Source organism: Nostoc sp. FACHB-892 (genome assembly GCF_014698795.1).
Classification (GTDB): Bacteria; Cyanobacteriota; Cyanobacteriia; order Cyanobacteriales; family Nostocaceae; genus Nostoc.
Window position 1 is genome coordinate 90,801 of record NZ_JACJTR010000004.1, and the last position, 24,892, is coordinate 115,692.

Here is a 24,892-nt window from a genome sequence, read left to right on the forward strand (position 1 = left end):
AAAAGCAAGAGTTGTCTTGCCAAGGCAGTATTTTCAATCTGCTGATACAGCTACTTTAAACTGCTACCTTGAATTCTTATTAGTTAACAATCGCCTACAGTAGGCGGGTACGCGATCGCCGAATGCACGGTAGCTGTAGAGTCGTTTTACCACAGATGCAGCTACACTTAGTGTATTTTACACTCCATTCGGATTTCGGTTTCAAAACTAAGTCTAGTTTTGCGGGATTTGATACAACCTTGTCCAATTCTTTTTGTAGTTAATAAAGGAGAGGTGTTGATTGCCAATCTTCCCAATCAAATTAAAGTGCAGTTGGCCATGTTTAACAAATAGGCGATGTCTACGGCGGGCGTAGCTACGACACCTCATCCACTCTGCTTAATTAAATGATTTGAGAAAATTTTTAGGAACCCCACTTATGCGCCACCTCAAATTTGCTCCGAGTTGGTTGCGATTTTTAATTATTTTCTTATTGGCGATGGGTATATTGTTTCGCTTTTTTAACCTTGATGGCAAAGTTTACTGGCATGATGAAACTTATACCTCATTGCGGATTTCTGGTTACACAATTAATGAAGCAAAACAGCGACTTTTTAATAATCTTGTCATTGGCGGAGAAAGTTTTGCCCAGTTTCAAGGTGTAAATCCAGAAAAAAGCTTAAATGACACAATTATGACTTTGGCAAAAGAAGATTCTTACCATCCACCGCTTTATTACATAATAGCCAGATTGTGGATGGAAATCTTTGGTAATTCGGTGACGGCGATTAGAAGTTTATCTGCCTGCATCAGTTTACTGGTTTTTCCTTGTGTTTATTGGCTATGTCGAGAATTATTTAATGTGCCGTTATCGGTTCCTGGGGTAGCGATCGCACTTATGGCAATTTCCCCAATTCATCTAGTTTATGCCCAAGAAGCACAAGAATATATTCTTTGGTTAGTCACCATATTGTTATCGAGTTCATCTCTGCTGCGAGCAATGCGGCTGGAATTACAAGATAAACATGAGCCAGTAAAACAAAGGAAACGACCTGATTTATTCGCTATTTGGAGTATTTATGCAATAACTTTAGCTATTAGCTTTTATACATTTATTTGGAGCGGATTTGTAGCAGTTGCTCATGGAATTTATGTGATAGTTACTGCCAAATTTCAGTTGACTGCAACTGTCAGAACTTATCTGTTAGCATCACTTGTAGGTTTCTTAGCCTTCATGCCTTGGGTAACAGTTGTAATAGGTGACTTTTTTCAATTTTTGATTTCATCAGACAAAACAGAAACGCAGCAAAACCTGTTACCTATATTTCCCTTTTTACTAATGCAGTTAAGTCGGATTTTTTTTGACATAGACCTTAGCCTAAATAATCCTTTTAATTATTTGATTATACCAATTTTATTAGTTTTGGTAGGATATTCAATTACTTTTCTTTGCTTAACAACTAACTATAAAGTCTGGTTTTTTGTCATTACATTGATTGTAGTACCAGCACTACCTCTAATACTGCTAAGTCCTGGGAGCATACAACCATTTACTGAAGCATATTTCATACCATCTTATTTAGGAATCCAAGTGGCTGTTGCTTACCTATTCGCTACGCAAATATATAATGGAAGCGTGTTACGCCGGAGCATTTGGCACGTAATTATGGCATTAGTAATTATTTGTGGACTGATTTCTTCTAGGGTGAGTTCCCAGGCAGAAACTTGGTGGAATAAGGGTATGAGTTATGGCAATCCACAAGTTGCTCAAATCATCAATCAAGCGACTCGCCCACTTTTGATTAGTGATGCTTTGGGGAATAATTATGGGAATGTCTTTTCTTTGAGCTATCTTTTAGAACCAAAAGTCCGATTTCTGTTGGTGAACAATCAAAAAATTCCCCAAATTCCTGATGTATTTGTTGATGTATTTTTACTCAATCCTTCAAACGCTTGGCGCGAAACAATCGAAAAAAAGTATAGATTAAAGACAGATATTGTTTACAGTGACAATTATTATTCGGTCTGGAAATTGATTAAATATCCTAAGTTGCGCCAACGTAATATTTCACCTAATAATAAGTTATCTGCTAGTTTATAGCATGATAGGCTGCACAAAATTTTTATTAACACAAGCTAAAAATAACAAATATTAACCAGATTCTCATCTTAAATTAATTTAACTGTTAGAAGGATACTTTATATTACCCTTTGATATGATTTTAATGATTCATTAAAAGGGTATTGTATGCAAATAACAGATTTGCTTGGTCTTTTACATCCAGCGATCGCAGTTATATTCGTGTTCCCACTCATTGGTACAGTGGTTAATTTTGCTTGGCAAACACGCCAACGCAGATTGCAAATTGTAGGCGGAAGTAAGAGTAAAATTCCTCCAGTGGTGGGTGTAGAGCATAAGCAGTTAGGTGAATGGCTAACAAGTGCAGTTGTCGGACTAACTTTAATTGGATTAAGCTACCCTATCGGCAAAAATATTATCAAAAATCAATTGTGGAATGGAACACCTTTTCAAGTTGTTTTTATCGTATTAATATTTGCTGCTACCATTGCATCTTTAGTATTACTTTTTCGGGCGAAACAGCGAGTGTGGCGGGCAGCTTTTGCAACTTTAACTGGTGCTGGTTTAGTAATACTAGGCTGTCAGGATGGAGTGTATCGCCGCACCAATGAGTGGTATTGGTCACATTATTATATTGGCATTAGTGCAGCACTGCTGATGATTTTTTCATTAGCAATTGTTCAAGATATTTATCAAGATAAGTCCAATCGCTGGCGCATCGTCCATACGATATTAAACTGTATTGCTTTGTTACTATTTATTGGGCAAGGTATGACAGGAACGCGAGATTTATTAGAAATTCCTCTGAGTTGGCAAGAACCCTATATTTACCAGTGTGATTTTGTCAATAAAACTTGTCCAACGCCAAATTCAGAAACACCAAAGTGAACTAAGAAATTTCCAATACAATAAATAAATTATCGAGACTTCAGTTAAAGGTCTGTTACCAAACCACCAGCCGCCAAGGGAAGCAACCACAGCATCAAGCCTTCCAAATTGTTTAAGCAGTTGATCACGAATACTTTCGGCACTATCAATTTGACCAATTTCTCCCACAATGGGAATAAAGCGATCGCCTTGTGCAAGTTCACCTAAATAAGTGCGTAGTTCTTCTAGTTTTTCGACTTTACGGGACGGCACAGCTACTATGGTACCTGCTTTGAGAAATGCTCTCACAATGCCTTCTCCTACATTGCCTGCACCACCAAGAATTAATGCAACTTTGTTCTCTAGTTGACTCATGATTGCTCCCGCATCTATTGTTTTTACAAAACCCCCATTCAGCAAGTAAAGCAGTGATCACGCCGCCAGTAATCCGCCATCCACAGCCAGGGTATGTCCATTGACAAAATTAGTAGCATCAGAACACAACCAGATCACAGCATTAGCAATGTCATCGGGTTTGCCCAAACGTCCGGCGGGAACAAAATTCTCAAAAGCTTTGGTATTACCGCCAGTCGCCTGACTGAGCATTTCCGTTTCAATTGGCCCTGGTGCGATCGCATTTATCCGAATTTTTTGTGAGGCATATTCTAGGGCTGCGGCTTTTGTCAGCATCACCACAGCAGTTTTAGAGGCATCATAAATCGATAAGCCAGGTGCTAAAGGACGAAAACCATTGATGGAGGATGTATTGACAATTGCTCCACCATTACCTTGAGCCAACATCTGGGTAATTTCATGCTTCATACAGAGAAAAACTCCCTTGACATTGACTCCAAAAACCCGGTCATAAGTTTGCTCTGTTTGCTCTGCCAGCAAGGCATTTTCACCCAGCAACCCCGCATTATTAAAGGCGATATCAAGCCTACCAAACTTATTGACAACGGCGGCAATGGTTGCTTCTATGTCTGCTTCTTGAGAGACATCGGCTTTCACAAATAAACCTTCACTTCCTACCTGATGAATCAAGCTGACGGTTTCACTGCCTTCTTCTTCTCGTCGTCCGACTACAACAACTTTGGCACCAGCATGAGCAAAAGCGATCGCAGTAGTCCGCCCAATTCCAGAAGTACCACCAGTAACAAGGGCAACTTTGTTTTCTAACGGTTTCATCCAAATCTCTCCATTTTCGCTAACTAAAACAGTGTGCCTGATTTGTATTCTTCTTTACAAGAAGGAACTTTCTGGTGATATAGTTACCTCATGGTTCCCAACAATGAGCAAATACTCCTGGGCGCAAACTGTCCTATGCGGCAAATGCTGGATTTGGTAGGAGATAAATGGACACCGCCAGTACTCTATCTTCTATCTTCTGGTACTAAGCGATATACTGATTTTCAACGTCAAATTCCTGGAATATCAAAAAAAATGCTGACACAAACCCTAAGAAGGTTGGAGTCAGCTGCTATTGTTAATCGAACTGTGTATCCAATTGTGCCGCCCAAAGTGGAATATAACCTGACTCCCTTTGGTGAAAAGTTGATTGAACCGATTGCAGGTTTGGCAGAGTGGGCTTGGCAACACCAAGAAGAGTTGAAATTGGTTTCCGAACGTCAACAGATGTCTTTGAGTAGTCAGAAATTGAAACTTTGAAGTTTTTCAAAACGGATTCAGGAGTTAAGGCACCAGACCCTATAAATTGCCGTCTCTACGAAGGATGATTCTTGTAAAGACGGCGGTAAACCGCGTCTTTGTGATCTATCAAAAAACTTTAACCGAAACGTATTGCCATCTATCTTTCTGCTTAATTGCGTAAAATCCAGACAATAGGGGCGCACAACTACAGACATATATAGCAGTCCTAAATCAGTCGTTAACAATAAGATCCCCGACTTCTTAAAGAAGTCGGGGATCTGAGCCTCTCGATTTTCACAACTCATTTAGGATTGCTATAAAAATCCTGTAGTAAGACTAAAAGTTAGTACAGGAAAAATTAAATTAAGCTCATCTCATTCCCTAAAAGGGGATGGGCTAACACAAAACACTGTTAACCGTCAACCGTCAACGGTGTCGGAGCGTTTCTCATCCCATTTTTAAAACAAGTGCGTTTTCCCAACGCCTTTTTACAATCAAATAATTACAAAAAACTTGTCAGATTTCTAAATTAGTTGTTTACCTAATATTGTCTACAAGCCGATCGCGAATTGTTTGAAGTTGGTCTTGAGTCTTAATTGGTTCTCGCGGCGCGGGTAATTCGGTATTAGGCCAGTTAGGTAAATCATTGCAGGGGCATAATAACGCCGGCATCCCGATGTTTCGCGCGGCTACTGGCATACTGCAACGACCACAACGCAGCATATCCCATGCCGGTGTCAAGAGTTCAGCAATGGTTTCTTGCGTACCCTCCAGGTAACAATCACCCGATTCTGGTGAGAGAATTTTTTGCCAGCACTCTTCAAATTCTTCACTATAGCGATCGCCATTTAGCACCGATTGGGGCAAAATGCTTGCCTTACCGTTGCCCGTAATCACCTTCTTACCCAACTGAAACCAGTAGGCAAGGTATCCCTTAACTTCTTGTTTGGTTGCCATATTACAATTTTAGATTTTAATTTAGATTTGGAATTAATTTGAATCAATTAAGAATCTTGACTCATCACCTCTCCTTCCCCTCTAATTGGCAATGGCGAACCAAGCACGCTTAGATTGAGAATATGACCAGCAGTAACTAAATAAACAGTGTGGCTAAGTGCAGCTAGTTGGCGCACTAAAGAACCCAGGCGATCGCGGAATGCCCTCCCAAGAGGATAAGCTGGTACCACACCCCAACCTACCTCTTCTGCTACAAACAGCATATCAGCAGCAACCAAATCCACTGTCTCTAATAACTCTGCAACAATGTTTTCCCAGCTAGATTCGTCCTCTTCTAAGAGATTAGCAACCCAAGTTCCTAAAGAATCAACTAAAAGACAGGTATGGGGTTTAGCATCGGCGAGGGTCGCAGACAGTTCCACAGGTACAGATAAAGTTATCCAGTCTTGAGGGCGACGTTCTTGGTGTTCTAAAATGCGTTGATGCCATTCTTGGTCATCGGGGTTATCAGTGGCTGTTGCTACGTAAACAACTGTTTTTCCTGACTGCATAGCCAGAGTTTCCGCCCATTCACTTTTACCAGATCGTGCTGGCCCTGTTACTAAAATGATTTTACCCAAAGTTGTTTTCTGAGTATTTTAACAAGAGAGGCAGGAGACAGAGGGCAGTTCTTGCTGGAGAAATATTGCCGTCTCCCTCCAGCCTTCTCTACCAATATGCCTACAGTTGTAATTTATCACCGCAATTTTTTACTACATTGACGAGATTTTTGGTTTCAAATAACTTTTAAGGGATAAAATTAGCACCAGCACCATTCAAAATTTATAATTCATAATTCTGTTTCCAGTCAGGATTGAAACCCCACCGCAAACAGGACTAGCGTCATTATGCACCAGGTAAAAACCCTTTCTAATTACGAATTACGAATTACGAATTAGATTGATGTCACAACTGGCAAAAGCCAAAAATCCCAACAACCCCATTCTCAATTATTCAACACCATTGGGGAAAGCAAACTTTAGGATGTCTTTATGAACGCAGGCTTAAAACGCATAGAAGCAACTCTACACGATTTAGGGAATCGCGGCACTGCCTCTGCCGCCGAAACAGTTGATTCGACGACAAAACGACCTTTCTCCTTTAGAATCAGCGTCGGAGCTAATGAACCGACAGAAAGTACACAAGCTCCATCCTCTCAGGAAGAACAAACAGTTGACTTGGGCAAAGATACTGATAGTGATTATCCTTCTGAAGAAAATTTCTTTCCTCACCATGACTCTGTGCAAACCTTTCAGGCAGAAGAGAATGGTGGCAAAACACCCAGCCTACCCAAATTAAAAACTCCGAGCTTTAGTAGCCATCGCCACGGAGCAAATCCAGCATTGGCGATGAATCTATTGGTAGAAATTCAGGAAACTGTCGCCGATTGGCAAACAGAACTGCAAAATATTTTGAAGCAAATTCAGGATATTTACTTAGAAGGGCCAATTGTTAATGGCTGGTTAGAATCCAATCCCACCGAACCAGAGGCAGGAGGAACTGCAACACTGCGCCACGCAGAAGTTGACCGCCTAATGAACTACGTAGAAGAAATTTGCGCGACTGGTGGAAAAGTATCTTATCAATCATCTATTACTGGCTACCGCCTTTGTGGTGTGGACGATGCTGGTAAAGTCTGGTCGCGCCCATGTCCAGCAGATCAGGTTCCCAATGTTAGTATGGCGATCGCACGTTACCAAAAGTTACGTCAACTGTTGGGACGCAAGCAATCTTTGGAAACCCGTCTGAGTCAACTGGCTCAAACACTTGTAGTTTTACACAGTCATATTCAACAAACGTAAAGTTTTAAAGTTTATTTCCGAAGAAACTCGGTTGGTGGGTGGGTAATTTTTAGTTTAGATTAACTCTCAGTAGATGTGCGTTGGATTTAAGATTTTTATCTAAAATCGTTCGACTGAGCGTAGCTGTACCACTTAGTGGAAGCAAACTACGCGTAGCGTTTTGCAGGAAAGTCCCAAATCTCAAATCCAAAATAAAATCTATGCCAGACACCCAAATCTCTGCCATTATCTGTACCCACAATCGAGATACCTATTTAGGGGCTGCAATTGATAGTCTTTTAGAGCAGGATTTTGCTGCTGACTTTGAAGTTGTGGTAGTTGATAATGGATCTAGCGATCGCACTCGTGAGGTTGTAGAACAAAGGGTTCACAATCCGCGCCTGAAATATATATTTGAACCCACCATTGGTTTATCTGTCGCCCGTAACACGGGTGCAAAAGTAGCGGGTGGTGATATTCTTGCTTATCTAGATGACGATGCCGTTGCAAGCAAGGGCTGGCTACAAGTTTTATATTTTGCCTATTACAATAATTCTAAACTAGCGATCGCAGGTGGCAAAGTCACTCTCATCTGGCCCGAAGGAATCCAGCAACCACGGTGGTTATCTCCAGGGCTAGCTGCAAATCTGGGTGCATACGATTTGGGTGACAATATCATCTACATCGAGCAACCTGGCTTAACACCCAGAGGCTTAAATTACTCCATCCGCCGCAGTTTCCTAGAAGAAATTGGCGGTTTTGATCCTCATCTCGGTCGAGTCGGCAAAAATCTACTATCAAATGAAGAACTGCAAATGACCGAATTTGCCCTACAGCGTGGTTGGCAAGTCGCTTATCTTCCCGAAGCGCTGGTTGCTCACAATGTTGCTCCAGAACGCCTCCAACGCTCTTGGTTTTTAAACCGAGGCTGGTGGCAGGGTATCAGTGAATGCTATCGAGAACAACTCGCTGGTAAAGCTGGGATTGCTCAATTGCAGCGAGGTAGCGAACGGTTTGCGCGGGGCTTATATAAAGCATTGCAATATTTCTCTGATCCAGCAGAACGGTTTGATAAACTTGTCTATGCTTACGGTCAAATTGGTTACTTAAATGCTGCTATTCAAGGACTTTTATCTACATCAAATAAGAAATAAACAATAATATAATTTATACTTAATATGTCATCTAAAATACCAGTTTCTGTATTAATTCCAGCAAAAAACGAACAAGCAAACTTGCCAGCCTGCCTCGCTAGCCTCAGCAGAGCAGATGAAATATTTGTAGTAGATTCTCAAAGTACCGATAACAGCATTGAAATTGCTAAAAGTCACGGTGTAAATATCGTCCAATTCAACTTTAATGGACGTTGGCCGAAAAAGAAAAATTGGTCTTTAGATAATCTACCTTTTCGTAATGAATGGGTGCTAATTGTAGATTGCGATGAGCGCATCACCCCCGAACTTTGGGAAGAAATTGATCAAGCAATTCAAAATGCTGAATATACAGGTTATTACCTCAACCGCCGGGTATTTTTCTTAGGAAAATGGATTCGTTATGGTGGGAAATATCCCGATTGGAATCTACGTTTATTTCAACATAAAAAAGGTCGCTACGAAAACCTAAATACAGAAGATATTCCTAATACTGGTGATAACGAAGTTCACGAGCATGTGATTTTACAGGGCAAAGTTGGGTATCTCAAAAATGATATGCTCCATGAAGACTTCCGCGATCTTTACCATTGGTTAGAACGGCACAATCGCTATTCCAACTGGGAAGCCAGTGTTTATTTTAATATTCTCACAGGGAAAGATGATAGCGGCACTATCGGCGCGAATCTATTTGGTGATGCAGTCCAACGCAAGCGCTTTTTGAAAAAAGTGTGGGTACACCTGCCATTTAAACCCATGTTACGGTTTATTTTATTTTATATTATTCAACGCGGTTTTCTGGATGGTAAAGCCGGATATATCTATGCACGCTTGCTAAGTCAATATGAATATCAAATTGGCGTTAAACTCTACGAATTACGTAACTGTGGTGGTCACTTAAATACTGCAACTACCCCGAAGGAAGCAGGGAAGCAAGAAACCAGTGAAGCAGAGGGAAACCTATTGACCATTGACTCATGACAAATGACAAATGACAAATGACAAATGACAAATGACCAATGACCAACCTTTTGTAGATTTACGCAAATATGACCAATCTTGGTTTGATCGGGGGCGTCCAGCTTGGTATATTTTCTTATGGTGGCTTGTACAAGCGATCGCCTTTCCTCTAACTCCTCAACCGTTAAATAGTCTGCGTTGTGCTTTGCTACGACTATTTGGCGCTCATATTGGTAAAGGAGTATTAATTCGACCCACTGCCCGCTTTACCTACCCTTGGAAAGTTACCATTGGCAACTACAGTTGGATTGGAGATGACGTAGTTTTATATAGCCTTGATCAGATTCGTATCGGTGAACACTGCGTAATTTCCCAAAAAAGTTATCTGTGTACTGGTAGTCATGATATCCAAGACCCTGCCTTTGGATTGAAAACAGCTAGTATCACAATTGACAATGGTGCATGGGTAGCAGCAGATTGTTTCGTTGGGCCGGGAGTCCAAATCGGGGCTAATGCTGTAATTGGCGCTCGTAGTAATGTTTTAACTAATATGCCTTCTGGCCAAGTTTGTTGGGGAAGTCCCTGTCGTCCCAAGACGGTTAGGATAAAACCTGATCCCTCCGTAAGCCCGTGATTTTATAGATAAATGTTAGGTAGCACAGTTAGTTGTTCTACCTGACATTTACCTAAATATTTATTTGTTTTTGCGAAGAGAATAAAAGTGCGATCGCTAAAATATTAATGCACATTTAGCTAAAAATCTGAAATTCAGTAAATCGCAAAGTTTTTCAAAGGCGATCGCTAACTCATAACCTAAATCATAGTTAAGTAGCAAAAATAACTATTAATATTCTATAATTTTATTGAATATATGCTAATCTTTGGTAAAAGTATCAAAGTGCTTTTGTCCAAGCCCTACACCCCAAGCCACTTGTTAATAAATTTACAGATAGTGATTAATACAAAATTAAAGTTAGTCATTAGTCTATTAGTTATTCTCCCCCTACCCTATGCTCTGTTTGGTCAAGCAAAATGGTAAGCAGCAATGGTAATATATTTTTACGGCTGCTCTAATCCTTGCTATTGATGAACAAACTATTGGATGAAACGCTGTCAATCAAAATTGCTGAAGACATAAACAGCAAAGCTAGCACTCCGTTTGATAATGCTTACAAAGCAGCATTATCCACTGAGGGAGCTAGATATATTCAGGGATTTTTAGCTTTTGCGGGGAAACCATACAGACCGATTGAACACAGTTGGATTGAGATTGGCGACGCCTCCGATGTCCGCATTATCGATCCCACATTACCGCACCTAAATAAAAATCCCCAAGAACTCTGGTATTTTGCAGCACAAAGGCTGACTGTTAAAAAACTGAAAGCCATCATTGAAGAATCCAAAGAAGATTATCCAGAAGATGATCCATTACCAGTCTATGGTGATCCACCTTATGAATACTACGGTGATGTGATGTTGGGTGGTCAAGATTACTTGGCAGCATATCAAGCCGCAGAGGCTAAATGTAGAGAAATCAGCGAACTTAACCCTGAGAGTAACTAAGTAATTCGTAATTCGTAATTCGTAATTCGTAATTTAGAATTACGAATCATGAATTATTTAATATGATTTGCCATCGCTGCCAAAGTATTCCCTATAGCTGCAAATTTTGTCTCCACGCACATCAAAAGAAACTGCTACCCGATTTTTGTAAGGCTGTCCGAATAAAAGTCCCTCATCCCGAAACTCAAAGACAGCTGTTGTTTCATTACTAGTAACACGGTCTAGACTAGTCAGGTTCAAACCAGGATTGAAGGATTCAGAAACGTACTCGAAAAATTCTCTAGCTCGCTCTTTTCCCACATTTAAACCGTGGAATTTACCCATTGGAAACCAAAGGGTAAAATCTTCTGTGAGCATATTTAATAATGGTTCCCACTCTCCTGTCGCCAAACCATGCGTCAGGTTCTCAAATGCCTGCCGAGCAACTTTTAGAGTATTTTCTGAATCTTGTGTCATTCTTACCCCTGACTAGATATAGATTAATACCGTGTTACTTAAAACCTGACAACTACTTTGCCACAATTCTGACCACTGAGGAGATATTCTACAGCGTTGGGTATAGATTCTATGCCTTGAAACTGTTTTGGGTCAACGGCAACTTTGAGTTTGTCTGTGTAAAAGAGGTTTAAGAGGCGATCGCGTCCCTCTGCCATATACTCCTTATAATGAGGCATAAGAAAGCCTCTAACAGAAGCGGCTTTCCAAAATAGCTGGTGATAAATGCGTGGTTGTGTAATCTGTTCCAACTCTTTTGCGTATTCGGAGATAAAACCAACTACTACTAAGCGTCCCCGCACTGCCAAGTTATCAACGCAAGTATCAAATACTGCTTTACCTACACATTCAAAAATTAAATTAATGCCATTGGGGTATTCTTGCTTGAGGACTTGATTGAGATTTTCTGTGCGATAGTTGATAATGCGATCGCACCCTAATTCCCTTAGTAAATCTGCCTTCGCTTCAGAACTACAAGTACCAATGACATGATTACCAGCTAGCTTTGCCAATTGCACCGCAATATGACCAGTTCCCCCTGCTGCTGCTGTTACTAAAACCACTTCATTACTTTTCATCTCCCCCACTTGTTCTAATGCAACCAAAGCTGAGATACCTGTAGGCATTAGTGTTAGCAACTCTGGTGTCGCTTCCTGTGCCTTCACCGCTAAGTTTGCATCAATAAGCTGATATTCTCGATAACCACCACCACGCGCTGTAGTTATGACAGCATCACCTATTTGAAAATTTTTAACATTTTCACCCATAGCGACAACTTTTCCCACCGCTTCCACGCCTAAATCAAAGGGAGGAATTAAGTTAACATAGGGAACATCACCACGGCAAAGCAAGGTGTCAAAGCCACCATTAACGCCAGCAAACTTGTTTTGAATTAAAAGTTCATTAGCAGTAGGTTGGGTAAAAGGAATTTCGACGATTTCAACAGCAGATTTAAAATCTTGATTAAGTTGCTTTGCTATTAACTTTTTGTAACTTTTTACATTCATTGATATAAGTAAATTGGCGCAAACATTTAAAGCTACGTTGAGAATTTCAAATGTAGGGTGCGTTATGCTTTCAGTTAACGCACCATCAACAATCAAAAGTGCATTATACTAAGCTTTTAAGGCTTTATTCCACTCCAATTGATGAGCTAAACCATATTTGATAAAATCTTCTTCTTTAGCTTTGTCGCTTTTACCAAAAACGCCTAAGCTATAAGGATTATCTTGCATACGTTGTGTAACTTGTTCTTTTTCAAATCGGATAACTTCATCTCTAGGTTTATCGGGTTTAAAAAAGTCTACAACCAAAACAGTTCTATCATAATTGGTGTAATTATGCGGACAGTGTGGATAGCTATGATCCAAAACCATGAATTTTCCTTCATGCCAATAAAGTTGATCGTGGCATATTTTCATAGCCACATCCCCCTCTGGCACGATTAATCCTAGATACCCACGATTCATGTGAGGATTATAGTTCACATGTAGCTTGATATCCAAGCCAGGATGGAATGTACCATAATACACGTTTCTGATAATCCCATCATCAAGATAGTTTACTGTTTCTATAACTTTCGCCAAGTTTGGGAAATATTTCTCTCTTAATGCAAGTGCTTTTTGTGATGCAGCATCTGATCCATAATCAGGATATTGTATTTGATGCGCCTGAATATATTTTTCAATAAACAAACCTTGAAATAAAATACCAAAAGCACTATATTTTGCATCACCTTTGGTTTTAATCGTTTCACTTTTAGGCCCCAGAATATCGTAAGTGAGTTTTAACTCCTCATGAGATGCATTATTGATAAAGCTCGTAAACTCATCTCTAATCACTTGCCAGCTATCTTGAAAACTTTTGAGAAAAGTAAATTGCTTTGGGTCTATATGATACTCATTAAAATTTTCCATTGTCTTTTCTCCTGAAGATGAACTCATAAAAAACCGTTATATAATGATGGAATTTGGTCTGCGTCCCGATTCGATGTTGAAATTCCTGACTAAACTAAGGCACTCATTTATCAGTAGCTAAAAAACAAGTGTCCAGAGTTCTGTATCTGAACTTGTACAATGATTCAATGGAATAATATCATCTGTGTTGATATCCTTTTTGAACATTAAAATTTTAGGTTATGTACTCATTTTAGTAGGAGGTCTACTGTGTCTGAAACTCCTGTATTAGATCAAATTATCAAAAATGTGCGGGTAGTTCGTCCCCATCAGGATGCAATCGAACTACTTGATTTAGGCATTAAGAATGGAAAATTTGCTCAGATTGCCCCTAATATTAACCCAGACACAGGTAAAGAGGTATTTGATGGCAAAAACCTGCTAGCCTTTCCTGGAGTCGTAGATGCCCATATGCACATAGGTATCTACCAACCTCTCGACAAAGATGCTGTAACTGAAACCAAAGCAGCCGCAATGGGAGGCGTGACTACTAGCTTAAATTACATCCGTACAGGGCAGTATTATCTTAACAAAGGCGGCTCCTACCGCGATTTTTTTCCAGAGGTGTTGGCGTTATCCACAGGTAATTTTTTTATAGATTACAGCTATCACATTGCACCTATAGCTAGCCAGCATATTGACGAAATACCTTTATTGTTTGAAGAACACGGTGTCTCTTCGTTTAAAATCTTCATGTTTTATGGCGGCTATGGTTTGCATGGTTTGTCAGACCAGCAGAACCTTTTTTTGATGATTAATAAAGAGGAACGATACGACTTTGCCCATTTTGAATTTATTATGCGTGGTCTAACTCGCTTGATGGAAGCACATCCAGAAGCGCGAGATACTATCAGCTTGAGTTTGCATTGCGAAGTTGCAGAAATTCTCAACGCCTACACCAAAATAGTTGAAAACGATTCTAGTCTTAGTGGATTACACGCTTACAGTGCAGCACGCCCTCCTCATTCCGAAGGTTTAGCAATTTGCATTGCTTCTTATTTGGCGCATGAGACTAACTGTGCAAATATCAATTTGTTGCACCTGAGTTCGCGTAAAGCAATGGAAGCGGCTTTGACTATGCAAACTGCTTTTCCTCATATCAACTTTCGGCGAGAAGTTACTGTTGGACATTTGCTATTAGATGTTGATACCCCAACAGCTACTTGGGCAAAAGTCAACCCTCCTATTCGTCCCCGTGCCGATGTGGAATACTTATGGCAAGCAGTACTCAACAATCATGTAGATTGGATAGTTAGCGACCACGCTTGCTGTTCTGCTGAACAAAAAAGAAGTGCTAAAGACCCGAATAATATTTGGTTAGCAAAGTCTGGTTTCGGCGGTACAGAATATTTACTTTCTGGTGTATTTAGTGAAGGTAGCAAGCGGGGGATGTCTTACAACCAGATGGCTAAGTTACTATCTTGGAATCCATCACGGCGCTTTGGTTTGTTAGAAAAAGGTGATATTGCTATTGGTTATGATGCTGATTTGGTGTTAGTAAATCCAAATGAAAGCTTTGTGGTACGTGCTACTGAGTCGCAGTCACAACAAGGTTATACACCTTTTGAAGGAGTGGAGTTAACTGGGAGGGTGAAAAGCACTTTTTTGCGTGGAAATTTGATTTACAACAATGGGCGGGTTTTAGGTTCACCCACTGGACGTTATTTGAAACGCTCACGCTCTTGAATAACTCTCTTTAAATAAAGTATTTGTTGGTTTAAATTAGAGATAAGATTACTTAATCTTTTTGTATCTATTTATTCCAATCCCAAGGATAATATGTATGCAATGGAGGTTCCCAGGCATGGTAAGAAATATGAGGATTGCCTCCCCGTACTAAAGCAAAATACCCGGTTTCTGTGTATGCTGGGGCGTGCGAAATCAATGGCGGTCGCCAAAAGTAACAACCTGGAGTCATTTGACCAGCTTGCGTTGTGAGACTGCCTTGGAGGACAAATTCTTCTTCAGGAATGGGATGATACTCTGCAAAAGGTTCGACAAATTGTGGCAAACACCCCAAAAGCCAAGTGCTTCTTCCACCCTCTGACCCCTTGCGTAAAGTCTTTCTCATTGCTCCTGGAGGAAAGCCAGGGGTGATAGTAGCAGTCCAAGGAATCAGTTCTGAACTTAACGAAGGTATATATAATTCTCTTTTTGCTCCTGGTTCATCTTTCAAAGCTTTTGTAAAGCTGGGATGGCGCTCAGGCATCCACAAAGCTATAGTATTTTCGCTGGTATTCCATGCTTCAATACAAACGCCTTCAGGAATAAAGGCATAAGTGTAACGTCCGAGGCGAAGTTGCCCAATTCGTATTTCTCCACTGAGAACAAAGATTTCTGCATTACAGTTGAAATAACCTGAATCACTCTCCCAGTTTTGTGTCCACTCAATTAATTCTGTGGACGCACCAGTTTCAGTATCAAAACTCAAAATACGTGTCAGTCCACCTTTCAGTAAACCATCTACAAACCAAGCTTTTTGGATGACATCTGCTGATTGTATAAACTCAATATGATTTCTTCCCATAATGTTTTTGCCAAATACCTATCTAAAGTTTTAAATTCTTTAATTTTCTAGAAATTCTATTACTATCTGCGATATTTCTTCAGGCAATTGGTTCATCATACAGATTGTCCCGCCTTCAATTTCAACCACCTTGCTATGAGGAATTGCTTTGGAAACAAAATATCTATTTTCTACCTTGGCTAAACCAAGTTTGTCAAAAGTTCTCATATCTTCAGTTCCCCACATAATCAAGGTGGGAGATTTTATCAACTGAAATCTTTTTGGGGCATTCAAACAGTAGTTTTGTACAGCCCAAATAGCATATAAAGGATAACCAAAGCTTTTTAAATCGTCTAAAACCCAACGTTGATTTAATTCTGGAGAACCCACATATTGAGCACGGGCTAACCATCTTTCCATGAGATGGGAGCCATCCACTTTTATTTTAAAACCATCATAAAATCTCTTTAAAAGGGCTTCTCTTCCTTCTTCATCGAAGCCAAAAGCATTACATAATATTAGTTTATCTACTTTTTCAGGATATGCTGCCGCTACTTCTCCTGCTACAAAAGCACCCGTATGGTTTCCCAAGATGCTTGTACTTGAAATACCTAATTCTTCCAAAAGGGCAATGACAGTTTTCGCGTAGTCTTCAGTGGAGTACATTCTTGGAGGTTTATCAGAATCACCTAATCCCAAAAAGTCCATCGCAATCACACGCCTTGTCTGAGCAAAAATAGACATTAACTCAAGAAATTCATCACTACTTCTGGGATTTTGATGCAGTAATAGCAAAGGCTCTCCTTCGCCAGCGATACGATAAAGAATCTGCCCATCTTCAGTGTCTAAAAATGCTCGTTTGATTGGTTTACTCATATCATGCCGATAAAATTTAGCGTTTTTTAATTGGTTGTAATACAAGCTGTTCACCAGGGTACAACATTGTTGTGCCCCTACTGCCTATTGCTATTTGATGTTTTTTATTTTTGATTACGGCAAAAAGAGCTATGAGTAATTATTTTTACTTTTTACCTTTTTTGTGCTATTGTTTGTAGCCATTCAATCAGGGGTCTTAAGGTTCCTGGCAATGCTGCTTCACTGACAGTCACCGTATGCTGCTTGCCGTTATCTTCTACCGTTAACTTATACTGAAAGCGATCGCTCTGAGGATTTGGCGAGGTAATGTGTTCAGGTAGCCTAAATAAATCAGCAGCTTCAACCAGTCGGGGAAGCGTGCTAGCTTCGGTTGGCGGGAGAGTGGCTGTATCAACGGTTGTTTTCTTGGTAATCCCAGCAAAGCCGCCCGTGCGTTCAAAAGATATCCGCATTATTTTGCTCTCCGTTGTGCTATTTAGTTGGGATAAATACTTAAACCGGGAGATATATAGTTCTCGGTTCCCAGTTTACCAACAATAAACAACAGATTTATCAGTCTTGAGTGTTGAGTGAGGCAGTGTAATGTATTAACTATTTATTCCTAACTCCTCACTCTTAACTCCTAACTCCTAACTCCCAACTCTTAACTCCTAACTCTAAATAACTCCTACCTTTTGCCAAGCGTTCTGTACAGCTTTTTGCTCATTACTGTCATTACCGTAGAGTTCGCCAGCAACTTGAATGGTGACGTTGGCAGCTTTTTTAAAATCTGCTTTAGCATTTAAGCGATCGCGTAAAGCTATGTACCAGATTTTACCAACTGTTTCCCAAGCATAGCCACCAATCTCAACAGCCGCTAGATAAAAGGCATGGTTAGGAATTCCTGAGTTGATATGAACCCCAGCGTTATCTTCAACACCAGTATATTTATCTTTCATATGACCTGGTTGAGGATCTTTACCCAATACTGGATCATCGTATGCTGTCCCCGGTGCTTTTAAGGAGCGGAGGGCAACACCTTTAACAGTCGGTGCTAAAAGACCTTCACCAATCAGCCAGTCTGCCTCTTGTGCAGTCTGATTTTTGGTCTTTTGTTTCACCAGAGAACCAAAGACATCAGAAAACGATTCATTTAGTGCCCCAGGTTCGCCATAATACTGTAAACCCGCTTCATACTGAGTTATACCATGAACTAGTTCATGCCCAATCACATCAATTGACTTGGTGAAACATTGAAACATTTCTCCATCGCCATCACCATAAACCATTTGGTCACCGTTCCAAAAGGCGTTGTCATATTTAACGCCATAATGCACGGTGGAGTCTAAACGTAGTCCTTTGTCGTCAATCGAATTGCGATCGAATATCTCATAAAATAATTCATAAGTAGCACCAGCAGCATCGTAGGCTTCATTAACTGCTACATCACTGCTGGGAGGATCTCCCTCACCGCGCACTAGTGTACCAGGAAGTTGCTGGCCATGTTTTGCATCGTAGATGGTACGGCGCATTTCACCCGGAGAAGGTGCAAATGAGACAGAACCTATGACATCTCTTCGTCCACGAAACTGTGCCGAAACATTTAATGTCTGAAAAGCCCAACTACGCTGCTGGGGGTTGCCATTCACCACGACATTTTCCAGCATATGGGGCGGAATAATACAACAAATAGGGCATCTAGAGTCAAGTGGATGCTCATACTTGAACCGGGCTGATTTCTTTTTATTTCGAGCCATCCAAGATATTCTCCTTTTGAAACTAATTTATGGCAAATAGTGGCTTTAATTTCACCTTTGAAACGAGCAAAAAAACGAATTCAAATAGCATATTCCTGGCTTGCTTTCTGAATAAGATTTTCTACTCTGTATTTTCAGATAGGTCTATGGAGGATTAATAGTACCCTCACGGGTACTTCTAATGTAAGTAAAAATATTGCATAAAACACAAAACAAGCTTATATATCGCAAGTTCCAGTAAAAATCCTTGTGTTAGTTAGCAAAACCTCCTTTACAGACCTAATGCGTTTATATATTAATTCTCATCAAGAGAAATCATGTTATTTATTGCTGTTTTGTTACTATCAAGCTGTTAATGCTATAAAGACCCATTGGAAACAGGTAAATCCCAAATCCAAGCATTCAAAACCTAAAATTTTCACAGCCAGCCACCAAACACCGCTAGACCATAATATTTCCAAGGGACTGCAACTATCTTAAATCCAGCTTTACTTAACATTTGTAAATGGGCATCTAAGCTAGCTAGCTGGTCTTGACCGGAGTAACCTTGAGTGCTAGTTGTACCAAGCTTCGCGCGAATATCTGTTAAATTAGTTCCCTGTTGAACTGACCATTCCTCTCGTGCCGCCTTATAAACTTCTGCTAAGGCTGGTGATTCCGGTAAAATGGGGTCTGCATCCCAAAAACAGCCGTCTTTAGTGAGGCTAGCAGTAATTCGCTCAAATAACTTCAATTTCATCTCGTCCTGGAGATGGTGAATTGCCAAGGATGAGACACAAGCATCAAATCCGCTACCAATATCTAACTTCTCTGGATTGTCTGCCCAGTCGCCAAAGTCTGCTTGTATACCAGTCCAGTATTTTTGATATCCTGCTGCTGTGAGTTTATCTTGGGCAAATTGCAGCATTCGAGGTGAGTAATCTAGGGCGATTACTTGGGCATCTGGACAACGGTTAAGTATTTTTAGACTAAGTTCGCCTGTACCACAACCTAATTCTAAAATACGCCGACTTGTGGAAGGCACACAACGGGTAATTACTTCCAACATCTCATCGTATCTCGGTAAAAGTTGGCGAATACCAGTGTCAAAATCAGCAGTATTGGCAAATACCTCTCCAGGAAATAGCTGTTGCATGGTGATTAGAACAAATAAGCTAGTTACGTATTTAACTTGAACATTTACATGAAGGCTGATGACCGTTAACCGTTAACGACCGTAAAGAGTGTTTATACAATTTAGGCGCGCATCAGCTTAGACACACTAATCAATGCTATATCGGCAAGAGCAATTTTTAATATTAAAAAATATTCATTCAATGTACTTTTGGCGGAATTATATATATCATGTTTTATGTAATGAGCCAGTAAGTTATCTATTAATTTAAGCTTAAATTCCAGAGTTTAAACTAAAAGGGGATTTAGATCCCGACACAAAACGTAATTGCGTTAGCGACGTAGGAGCGTCATTGCGAATTGGTTTAATTACCTATTACTTAAGGTTCAATGCAGATATCACGTTTTTTGCTTATACGTAAATTACCCGGTCAATTTTATTTATGGTGTGCCATTATCATCTTTGGCGCTGCAAATTCTGTGACTCGCAAGCTTACAGAAATTGGTGCGGAAAAATATGTTAATGGTCGCAATCCGATTTCGCTTTGTAATGTTTTATTTGTAGGGAATATCTGCGCTTTACTAGTATTATTAATCGTCTATGGACAACAATGTAGGCTAAGTAGATTACAGCAAATTTCCCAAAATCAATGGTTATATCTTACCATTGCTTCGATTATCGGTGGGGCGCTTGCTCCTGGTTTAATTTTCCAAGCACTAGCGATAACTGACGTTAATAATGTCGTTTTAATTGGTAGGTTAGAACCACCTTTGATTTTAGCTTTTTCTTTTTGGTTGCTGCGAGAGCGAGTTAATTTTTGGGAAATAATTGGTGCGATCGCATCTTTTTTTGGGGTATTTCTCACCATCTCATTGCCAAGTAATATTCAAAACATGGTAGAGATGAAAGATTTGTTCAACTTTGGGACTGGAGAAATTTTGACTGCGATCGCATCTGTCGCTTTGGCTGCTTCTACAATTATTAGTAAGAAAAAACTCTCACGAGTCCCTTTGGGAATTTATAGTATCTACCGTACAGTTTTAGGAACAATAATATTTTTTTTCCTCGCCTTAATTCTATACGGGCAAAATCATTTCATAGATATATTCTCACCTTTTCTGTGGAAATGGATGTTAATTTATGGCCCTGTGATTGTAGTAGTTGGTCAGTCATGTTGGGTTACAGGCTTAAGGGCTACTAGTGTAGCTCAAGCTTCTTTAATTGGCTCTTTTACTCCTATTATTGCAGTTGTTGTAGCTTATTTGATTTTGGGTGAGGCTCCAACTTTTGCCCAGTATGTTGGTGGAGTAGTAATTTTGCTTGGTATTATTCTCAGCCAATTTGGAATTTCCCGGAAACAATGGCTACAAGCCCAACAATCACAGAATGATTCGATAGCAAAATTAAAAGAAGTTGAGAGTGAAATTGGATTTAAAGGAATGTGATATTATTCGGGTATATCGCCATCTTAACCAAACGCTAAAAACAATAAAATGTAGAGATTTAGTATTATCAAATCTCTACAAAACTTATCTTTTTATGAAAGCTTTTTTATCGGTACATCAATTAACAAACCAGCTATAAATTACTTCACTTCACTAGCCTCAAATTTTTCTATTTTACCAGCTTTAACTGCGACAACTACATCATAAGTTGCACAATAAGCAAATGTGGTTTTGCTAGCTTTGTTGTATAAATTTACAACCATACCTGCACCACCAGGTTGAACAGCAATTGGTTCCAAATCCCCGAAGAAATAACGGCGTAGTTGGTCACCGCTACCAAATATTCCTTTATGTTTAGTCAGCATTTCAATTTTTTGAGTAATAGTTAAACCAGTTGCATCTTTCATGTCTGCTTTCGATGCGGCTTGTGCAGTCATTACTTTTGCTTCTTTTGCAAAAGCTTGATTTGATTGTGAGCTAATTGTATTCAGTGCAGTACTACTAATAGCAACTAAACCTGTTAAAGTAGCAGTGGCAATAACTGTTTTGAGATTCATGATTGCGATTCCTTGAATTAATATTTGACAAACCAACAAATGAGAATTGAGATATTAGGTGTTATGTCATGTCCGCTTGATTGCTTATTAAACCTGAAGAACCCCACCCCGCCAAAGCTATGCTTTGTCTCCCCTCCCCGCTTGCGGGGAGGGGAAGTTTTGGCTTTAGACAAAACTGGGGTGGAGTGACGCGGATCATGATGCGTAAATGAGTGAACTCAATATCAGTTTCACGTTAAGTTGACACGTATGGGCAATGCCATGCCTTAACGAGAAATCTATATGTATCAGGATTTTTGTGAATTGGTATTAGATGGATCGGGAAATCGAAGCCCTCTGTTGTTTATTAGTATTAACTCTTTAGCTGAGAATTGGCTGAGAATAAATTGAATAGAAGCTAAAAGCTAACTGTTTTTGTTCTCAGACTACTACCTTTTCCACGGAAGTTTGACCGTAAATCGACTCCCTTTCCCTAACTGGCTTTCGGCATGGACAGTACCACCGTGCAACTCGACAATTCTTTGCACCATTACTAATCCTAAACCAGTGCCTGTAGAACGACGGGTAGAGGCATTTTCAACCTGCACAAAAGGCTGAAATAATTTGAAAAGATCATCGGAAAGCATACCAATACCTGTATCTACCACACTGAAAAAGATATACTCGTTTGTAGGATTTGGCTGGACTTCAATCCAAACTTTGCCTCCGTCGTGAGTAAACTTAATAGCGTTAGTTAACAGGTTGATAAATACTTGGCGGATGCGGCGCTCATCAACTTGGATAGGTTCAAGTTCTTCAGGTACTTGTGCATTCAGTTGGATATTTTTCTGTAATGCTAAATGTTTGACAAAACTCAAGCTAGAGTCACATATTCCTTGAATCGAAGTAAGAGCTAGTTGCAGTTCTATCTTGCTGGATTCTATGTCGGTAATCTCAAGGATATCGTTAATCAATTCTAGTAAATTCTTAGCACCGAATTCGAGGGTATTTAGGGACTGGCGTTGTTCTTCATTTACAGGGCCGTACACTTGATCTTGGAGTGCCTCTGTAATTTCAAGAATGGAGCTTAAGGGAGTCCTGAGTTCATGGCTGATGTTTCCTAAAAAGGCGCTTTTGGCACGATTTGCGATTTCCGCAGCTTCTTTAGCCTCATGCAGAGAGGATTCTGCATTTTTGCGATCGCAGACTTCTAAAGTTAGGGTGACAAATTCAGCTATTGAGCTAACAAAGTTTTGCTCGCTCAGTTCCCATGTCCGCGTAATCCCAATCTGCTCATACAATACCATTCCCACCACTTCCCCACCAACCCAAATGGAAGTATTAATTAGGGATAGGATGTTATTCGGTTCTAGCAGTTCATCCCATAATTCTTGTACCCGTAGATCAGTGCGAGTATCGGTTACGGCAATGATCCGAGCAGATATTAAGGATTTAAAATAGATGGGATAATCTTCAAGGTTGCGTTCTAAACCCGCCGAATGTCTCTGATTGCTACGTTCATAGAGACTTATACATTGTAGTTTGGTGCCTTGGCGCATCCCGTCGTAGGCATTGCGATTAAATAACCAAACACTAACTCGTTCTATTTCTAAAGCATTTGCTGCTTTCTCAGTAATAACTTTGAATGCTGTTTCCAGCTTTCCTTCTGAAATCGCCCTGTGATTTGCCAGTTCTGCTAACGCCTGATGATGCTGGCCAAGTCTTCGCTCATTGTTAATACGTTCTTGAATCTCTTGCTGTAATTCTTGAGTTCGCTGCTGAAATTGCAATTCTAACTCTTCACTTTTGGTAATCTGTGCAGTAAAATTTTTGCGTAGCTGCTGCATCATCTCGTTAAAAGATTCACCCAGCACCTCTAGTTCTTTAATGCCCTGTACTATCATCACTGAGTCTTTGCCATTAGTAAAATCGGCTAAATCTTTAGTCGCCGTGCTGAAATACGAAATTGGCTGAGTTATCCAATCGGCAGTGACAATCCCTAGTAAAGTAGCTAGTACCAATGCTCCCAGACAGAGAAAAACTATGGTTTGAGTGTTGCGATCAATCTGTCCCATAAAGTCTGCTTCTGGGACAGCCACTATAATCAACCAATTGACATTTGTTTCGCTCTGTAACGGTCTAATTTCTAAAAATTGCCGTTTGCCGTCAAAGGAGAAATCTAGCTGCTGTAAACTTTGAATCTGGTCAAAGTTACTAAATTTCGTTGTTAAATATTTAGCGATCGCTTGAGTAAAAGAATTTCTGCTTTGGGAAACCGCTAACCGACTGGGTTTACCATTTTGTAAGCGGAATGGTTCTTCTGTTGTGGAACTTGCGACTAATAGCCCCGATCGCTCGATAATAAAAACTTGCCCAGACTTGCCAACTTTAATATTTTGTAGCAAATCCCCAATTTGTGATGTGCGAGTTAGAGCGTTGTTGACTCCGAGTAACTGGCCTTGAGAGTTATATATAGGCTGAGATGCACTAATCAGAAGCGTTGGTTCGGTGATGGATGGAAAGATTTGACTAAAGGTGAATTTTTTGGCGGTAACTGCTGCTTGATAATCAGGACGCGATCGCGCATCATAGTTTTTGATCACCTCTGGTAATTGGGTACGTTGACCTTGAGAGTCAATTCTGTACGTGTAGAGATCGTACCCAGTTGATTTATCGGCAAATCTTAGCAAAAATTCGCGATCGTTGAGCTTTTCCACCGCTAGGTGTTCTTGCTGTTCATTGCTTACCGTTAAAATGGCATCAGGAAAAATTTCTAACTGCTTTATTAAATATGACTCCCAAGTTGCCAGATTTTCTATCTTTAGCAACCCAATATCAATAACATTTTGATTACCGCGCAGTTGTTGACGCAAAGTTGAGAGAGAAGTCTGTAAATTCTGCTCTACTCGATTAGCGACTTCATAACGCAATTCACTAGCTACCTCATTGATTGCCTTTTGCCCATTGCTGATTGATAAGTATGCAGTTAATAATACAGCTAGCAAGATTTGCAGCAGAAATAATGCTACCAAAATGCGACGTAGGGGTACGCCTTTAAACAGGGAAAAAACACTACTTTGGGCAAATTTTTTGTTCATCTGCCCACTCTCCCTTCCTGTACTGTAGTACTGAGTACAATACCTCGACTTTTGACACCTGTGGGCTTATGCATAGTTTGTACTCGGTCGGGTCAAGAGCCAAT

At 40.1% G+C, this 24,892-nt stretch carries 24 protein-coding genes; 10 read left to right on the forward strand and 14 right to left on the reverse strand.

Annotated features, from left to right (window positions below; all coding sequences use genetic code 11):
• The first annotated feature begins 418 nt into the window (after positions 1-418).
• Positions 419-2,080, forward strand: a complete 1,662-nt coding sequence (locus H6G96_RS07215) for a glycosyltransferase family 39 protein (RefSeq protein WP_190910816.1) — start codon at positions 419-421, stop codon at positions 2,078-2,080.
• A 147-nt stretch (positions 2,081-2,227) separates the two neighbouring features.
• A complete protein-coding gene (locus tag H6G96_RS07220) occupies positions 2,228-2,947 on the forward strand; it encodes a DUF4079 domain-containing protein (RefSeq protein ID WP_190910817.1) in 720 nt (239 codons plus the stop codon).
• Here H6G96_RS07220 and H6G96_RS07225 read toward each other — a convergent pair.
• Both H6G96_RS07225 and H6G96_RS07230 read right to left on the reverse strand, forming a co-directional pair.
• Positions 2,930-3,301 carry an SDR family NAD(P)-dependent oxidoreductase gene (locus tag H6G96_RS07225; protein WP_242063193.1) on the reverse strand — a complete coding sequence of 124 codons (372 nt, stop codon included), beginning with the start codon at positions 3,299-3,301 and terminating at the stop codon, positions 2,930-2,932. The two genes, H6G96_RS07220 and H6G96_RS07225, sit on opposite strands and share 18 nt — an antisense overlap.
• Positions 3,302-3,358: 57 nt before the next feature.
• Positions 3,359-4,114, reverse strand: a complete 756-nt coding sequence (locus H6G96_RS07230; protein WP_190910818.1) for a glucose 1-dehydrogenase — start codon at positions 4,112-4,114, stop codon at positions 3,359-3,361.
• 90 nt (positions 4,115-4,204) lie between these two features.
• On the opposite strand from H6G96_RS07230, the gene H6G96_RS07235 reads away from it, so the two are divergent.
• Complete coding sequence (locus H6G96_RS07235; RefSeq protein WP_190910819.1) at positions 4,205-4,594, forward strand: helix-turn-helix domain-containing protein; 390 nt, start codon at positions 4,205-4,207, stop codon at positions 4,592-4,594.
• Between the two features lie 519 nt (positions 4,595-5,113).
• On the opposite strand, the gene H6G96_RS07240 is transcribed toward H6G96_RS07235, so the two are convergent.
• Complete coding sequence (locus H6G96_RS07240) at positions 5,114-5,533, reverse strand: hypothetical protein (RefSeq protein ID WP_190910820.1); 420 nt, start codon at positions 5,531-5,533, stop codon at positions 5,114-5,116.
• A gap of 47 nt (positions 5,534-5,580) precedes the next feature.
• Complete coding sequence (gene cobU / locus H6G96_RS07245) at positions 5,581-6,153, reverse strand: bifunctional adenosylcobinamide kinase/adenosylcobinamide-phosphate guanylyltransferase (protein ID WP_190910821.1); 573 nt, start codon at positions 6,151-6,153, stop codon at positions 5,581-5,583.
• Positions 6,154-6,564: 411 nt separating this feature from the next.
• Here cobU and H6G96_RS07250 point away from each other — a divergent pair, with 411 nt between their 5' ends.
• The 5 genes from H6G96_RS07250 to H6G96_RS07270 all read left to right on the forward strand — a co-directional run bounded on the left by H6G96_RS07250 (position 6,565) and on the right by H6G96_RS07270 (position 11,027).
• A complete protein-coding gene (locus H6G96_RS07250) occupies positions 6,565-7,374 on the forward strand; it encodes a hypothetical protein (protein WP_190910822.1) in 810 nt (269 codons plus the stop codon).
• Between the two features lie 200 nt (positions 7,375-7,574).
• Positions 7,575-8,507: a glycosyltransferase family A protein gene (locus tag H6G96_RS07255; RefSeq protein ID WP_190910823.1), complete on the forward strand. Its 933-nt coding sequence runs from the start codon at positions 7,575-7,577 to the stop codon at positions 8,505-8,507.
• A gap of 24 nt (positions 8,508-8,531) precedes the next feature.
• Positions 8,532-9,485: a glycosyltransferase family 2 protein gene (locus tag H6G96_RS07260; protein WP_190910824.1), complete on the forward strand. Its 954-nt coding sequence runs from the start codon at positions 8,532-8,534 to the stop codon at positions 9,483-9,485.
• Positions 9,486-9,516: 31 nt separating this feature from the next.
• A complete protein-coding gene (gene hpsU / locus H6G96_RS07265) occupies positions 9,517-10,098 on the forward strand; it encodes a hormogonium polysaccharide biosynthesis acetyltransferase HpsU (protein ID WP_190910825.1) in 582 nt (193 codons plus the stop codon).
• A 452-nt stretch (positions 10,099-10,550) separates the two neighbouring features.
• Positions 10,551-11,027, forward strand: coding sequence for a hypothetical protein (locus tag H6G96_RS07270; RefSeq protein ID WP_190910826.1), 477 nt, complete (start codon positions 10,551-10,553; stop codon positions 11,025-11,027).
• A gap of 57 nt (positions 11,028-11,084) precedes the next feature.
• On the opposite strand, the gene H6G96_RS07275 is transcribed toward H6G96_RS07270, so the two are convergent.
• The 3 genes from H6G96_RS07275 to H6G96_RS07285 all read right to left on the reverse strand — a co-directional run bounded on the left by H6G96_RS07275 (position 11,085) and on the right by H6G96_RS07285 (position 13,438).
• Complete coding sequence (locus tag H6G96_RS07275; protein ID WP_190910827.1) at positions 11,085-11,483, reverse strand: nuclear transport factor 2 family protein; 399 nt, start codon at positions 11,481-11,483, stop codon at positions 11,085-11,087.
• Between the two features lie 38 nt (positions 11,484-11,521).
• Entirely contained in the window at positions 11,522-12,529 is a 1,008-nt protein-coding gene (locus tag H6G96_RS07280; RefSeq protein WP_190910828.1) for a zinc-binding dehydrogenase, read from the reverse strand.
• 108 nt (positions 12,530-12,637) lie between these two features.
• On the reverse strand, positions 12,638-13,438 hold the full coding sequence (locus H6G96_RS07285; RefSeq protein WP_190910829.1) for an aspartyl/asparaginyl beta-hydroxylase domain-containing protein: 801 nt from the start codon (positions 13,436-13,438) through the stop codon (positions 12,638-12,640).
• A 249-nt stretch (positions 13,439-13,687) separates the two neighbouring features.
• On the opposite strand from H6G96_RS07285, the gene H6G96_RS07290 reads away from it, so the two are divergent.
• Positions 13,688-15,163, forward strand: coding sequence for an amidohydrolase family protein (locus H6G96_RS07290; RefSeq protein WP_190910830.1), 1,476 nt, complete (start codon positions 13,688-13,690; stop codon positions 15,161-15,163).
• 67 nt (positions 15,164-15,230) lie between these two features.
• Here the strand turns inward: H6G96_RS07290 and H6G96_RS07295 are convergent, their stop codons facing one another.
• From H6G96_RS07295 to H6G96_RS07315, 5 genes are all read right to left on the reverse strand, one after another.
• Positions 15,231-16,004, reverse strand: a complete 774-nt coding sequence (locus H6G96_RS07295; RefSeq protein WP_190910831.1) for a DUF4437 domain-containing protein — start codon at positions 16,002-16,004, stop codon at positions 15,231-15,233.
• Positions 16,005-16,043: 39 nt separating this feature from the next.
• Positions 16,044-16,859: an alpha/beta hydrolase gene (locus tag H6G96_RS07300; protein WP_190910832.1), complete on the reverse strand. Its 816-nt coding sequence runs from the start codon at positions 16,857-16,859 to the stop codon at positions 16,044-16,046.
• A gap of 152 nt (positions 16,860-17,011) precedes the next feature.
• Positions 17,012-17,311: a protealysin inhibitor emfourin gene (locus tag H6G96_RS07305; RefSeq protein WP_190910833.1), complete on the reverse strand. Its 300-nt coding sequence runs from the start codon at positions 17,309-17,311 to the stop codon at positions 17,012-17,014.
• Between the two features lie 204 nt (positions 17,312-17,515).
• Positions 17,516-18,595 (reverse strand): M4 family metallopeptidase, encoded by a 1,080-nt coding sequence (locus H6G96_RS07310; RefSeq protein ID WP_190910834.1) that lies wholly within the window; start codon positions 18,593-18,595, stop codon positions 17,516-17,518.
• A gap of 418 nt (positions 18,596-19,013) precedes the next feature.
• Positions 19,014-19,730 (reverse strand): class I SAM-dependent methyltransferase, encoded by a 717-nt coding sequence (locus tag H6G96_RS07315; RefSeq protein WP_190910835.1) that lies wholly within the window; start codon positions 19,728-19,730, stop codon positions 19,014-19,016.
• A gap of 368 nt (positions 19,731-20,098) precedes the next feature.
• Here H6G96_RS07315 and H6G96_RS07320 point away from each other — a divergent pair, with 368 nt between their 5' ends.
• Positions 20,099-21,154 carry a DMT family transporter gene (locus H6G96_RS07320; protein WP_190910836.1) on the forward strand — a complete coding sequence of 352 codons (1,056 nt, stop codon included), beginning with the start codon at positions 20,099-20,101 and terminating at the stop codon, positions 21,152-21,154.
• A gap of 140 nt (positions 21,155-21,294) precedes the next feature.
• Here the strand turns inward: H6G96_RS07320 and H6G96_RS07325 are convergent, their stop codons facing one another.
• Positions 21,295-21,711 carry a hypothetical protein gene (locus H6G96_RS07325; RefSeq protein WP_190910837.1) on the reverse strand — a complete coding sequence of 139 codons (417 nt, stop codon included), beginning with the start codon at positions 21,709-21,711 and terminating at the stop codon, positions 21,295-21,297.
• Positions 21,712-22,139: 428 nt separating this feature from the next.
• A complete protein-coding gene (locus H6G96_RS07330) occupies positions 22,140-24,788 on the reverse strand; it encodes an ATP-binding protein (protein ID WP_190910838.1) in 2,649 nt (882 codons plus the stop codon).
• Between the last annotated feature and the right edge of the window lie 104 nt (positions 24,789-24,892).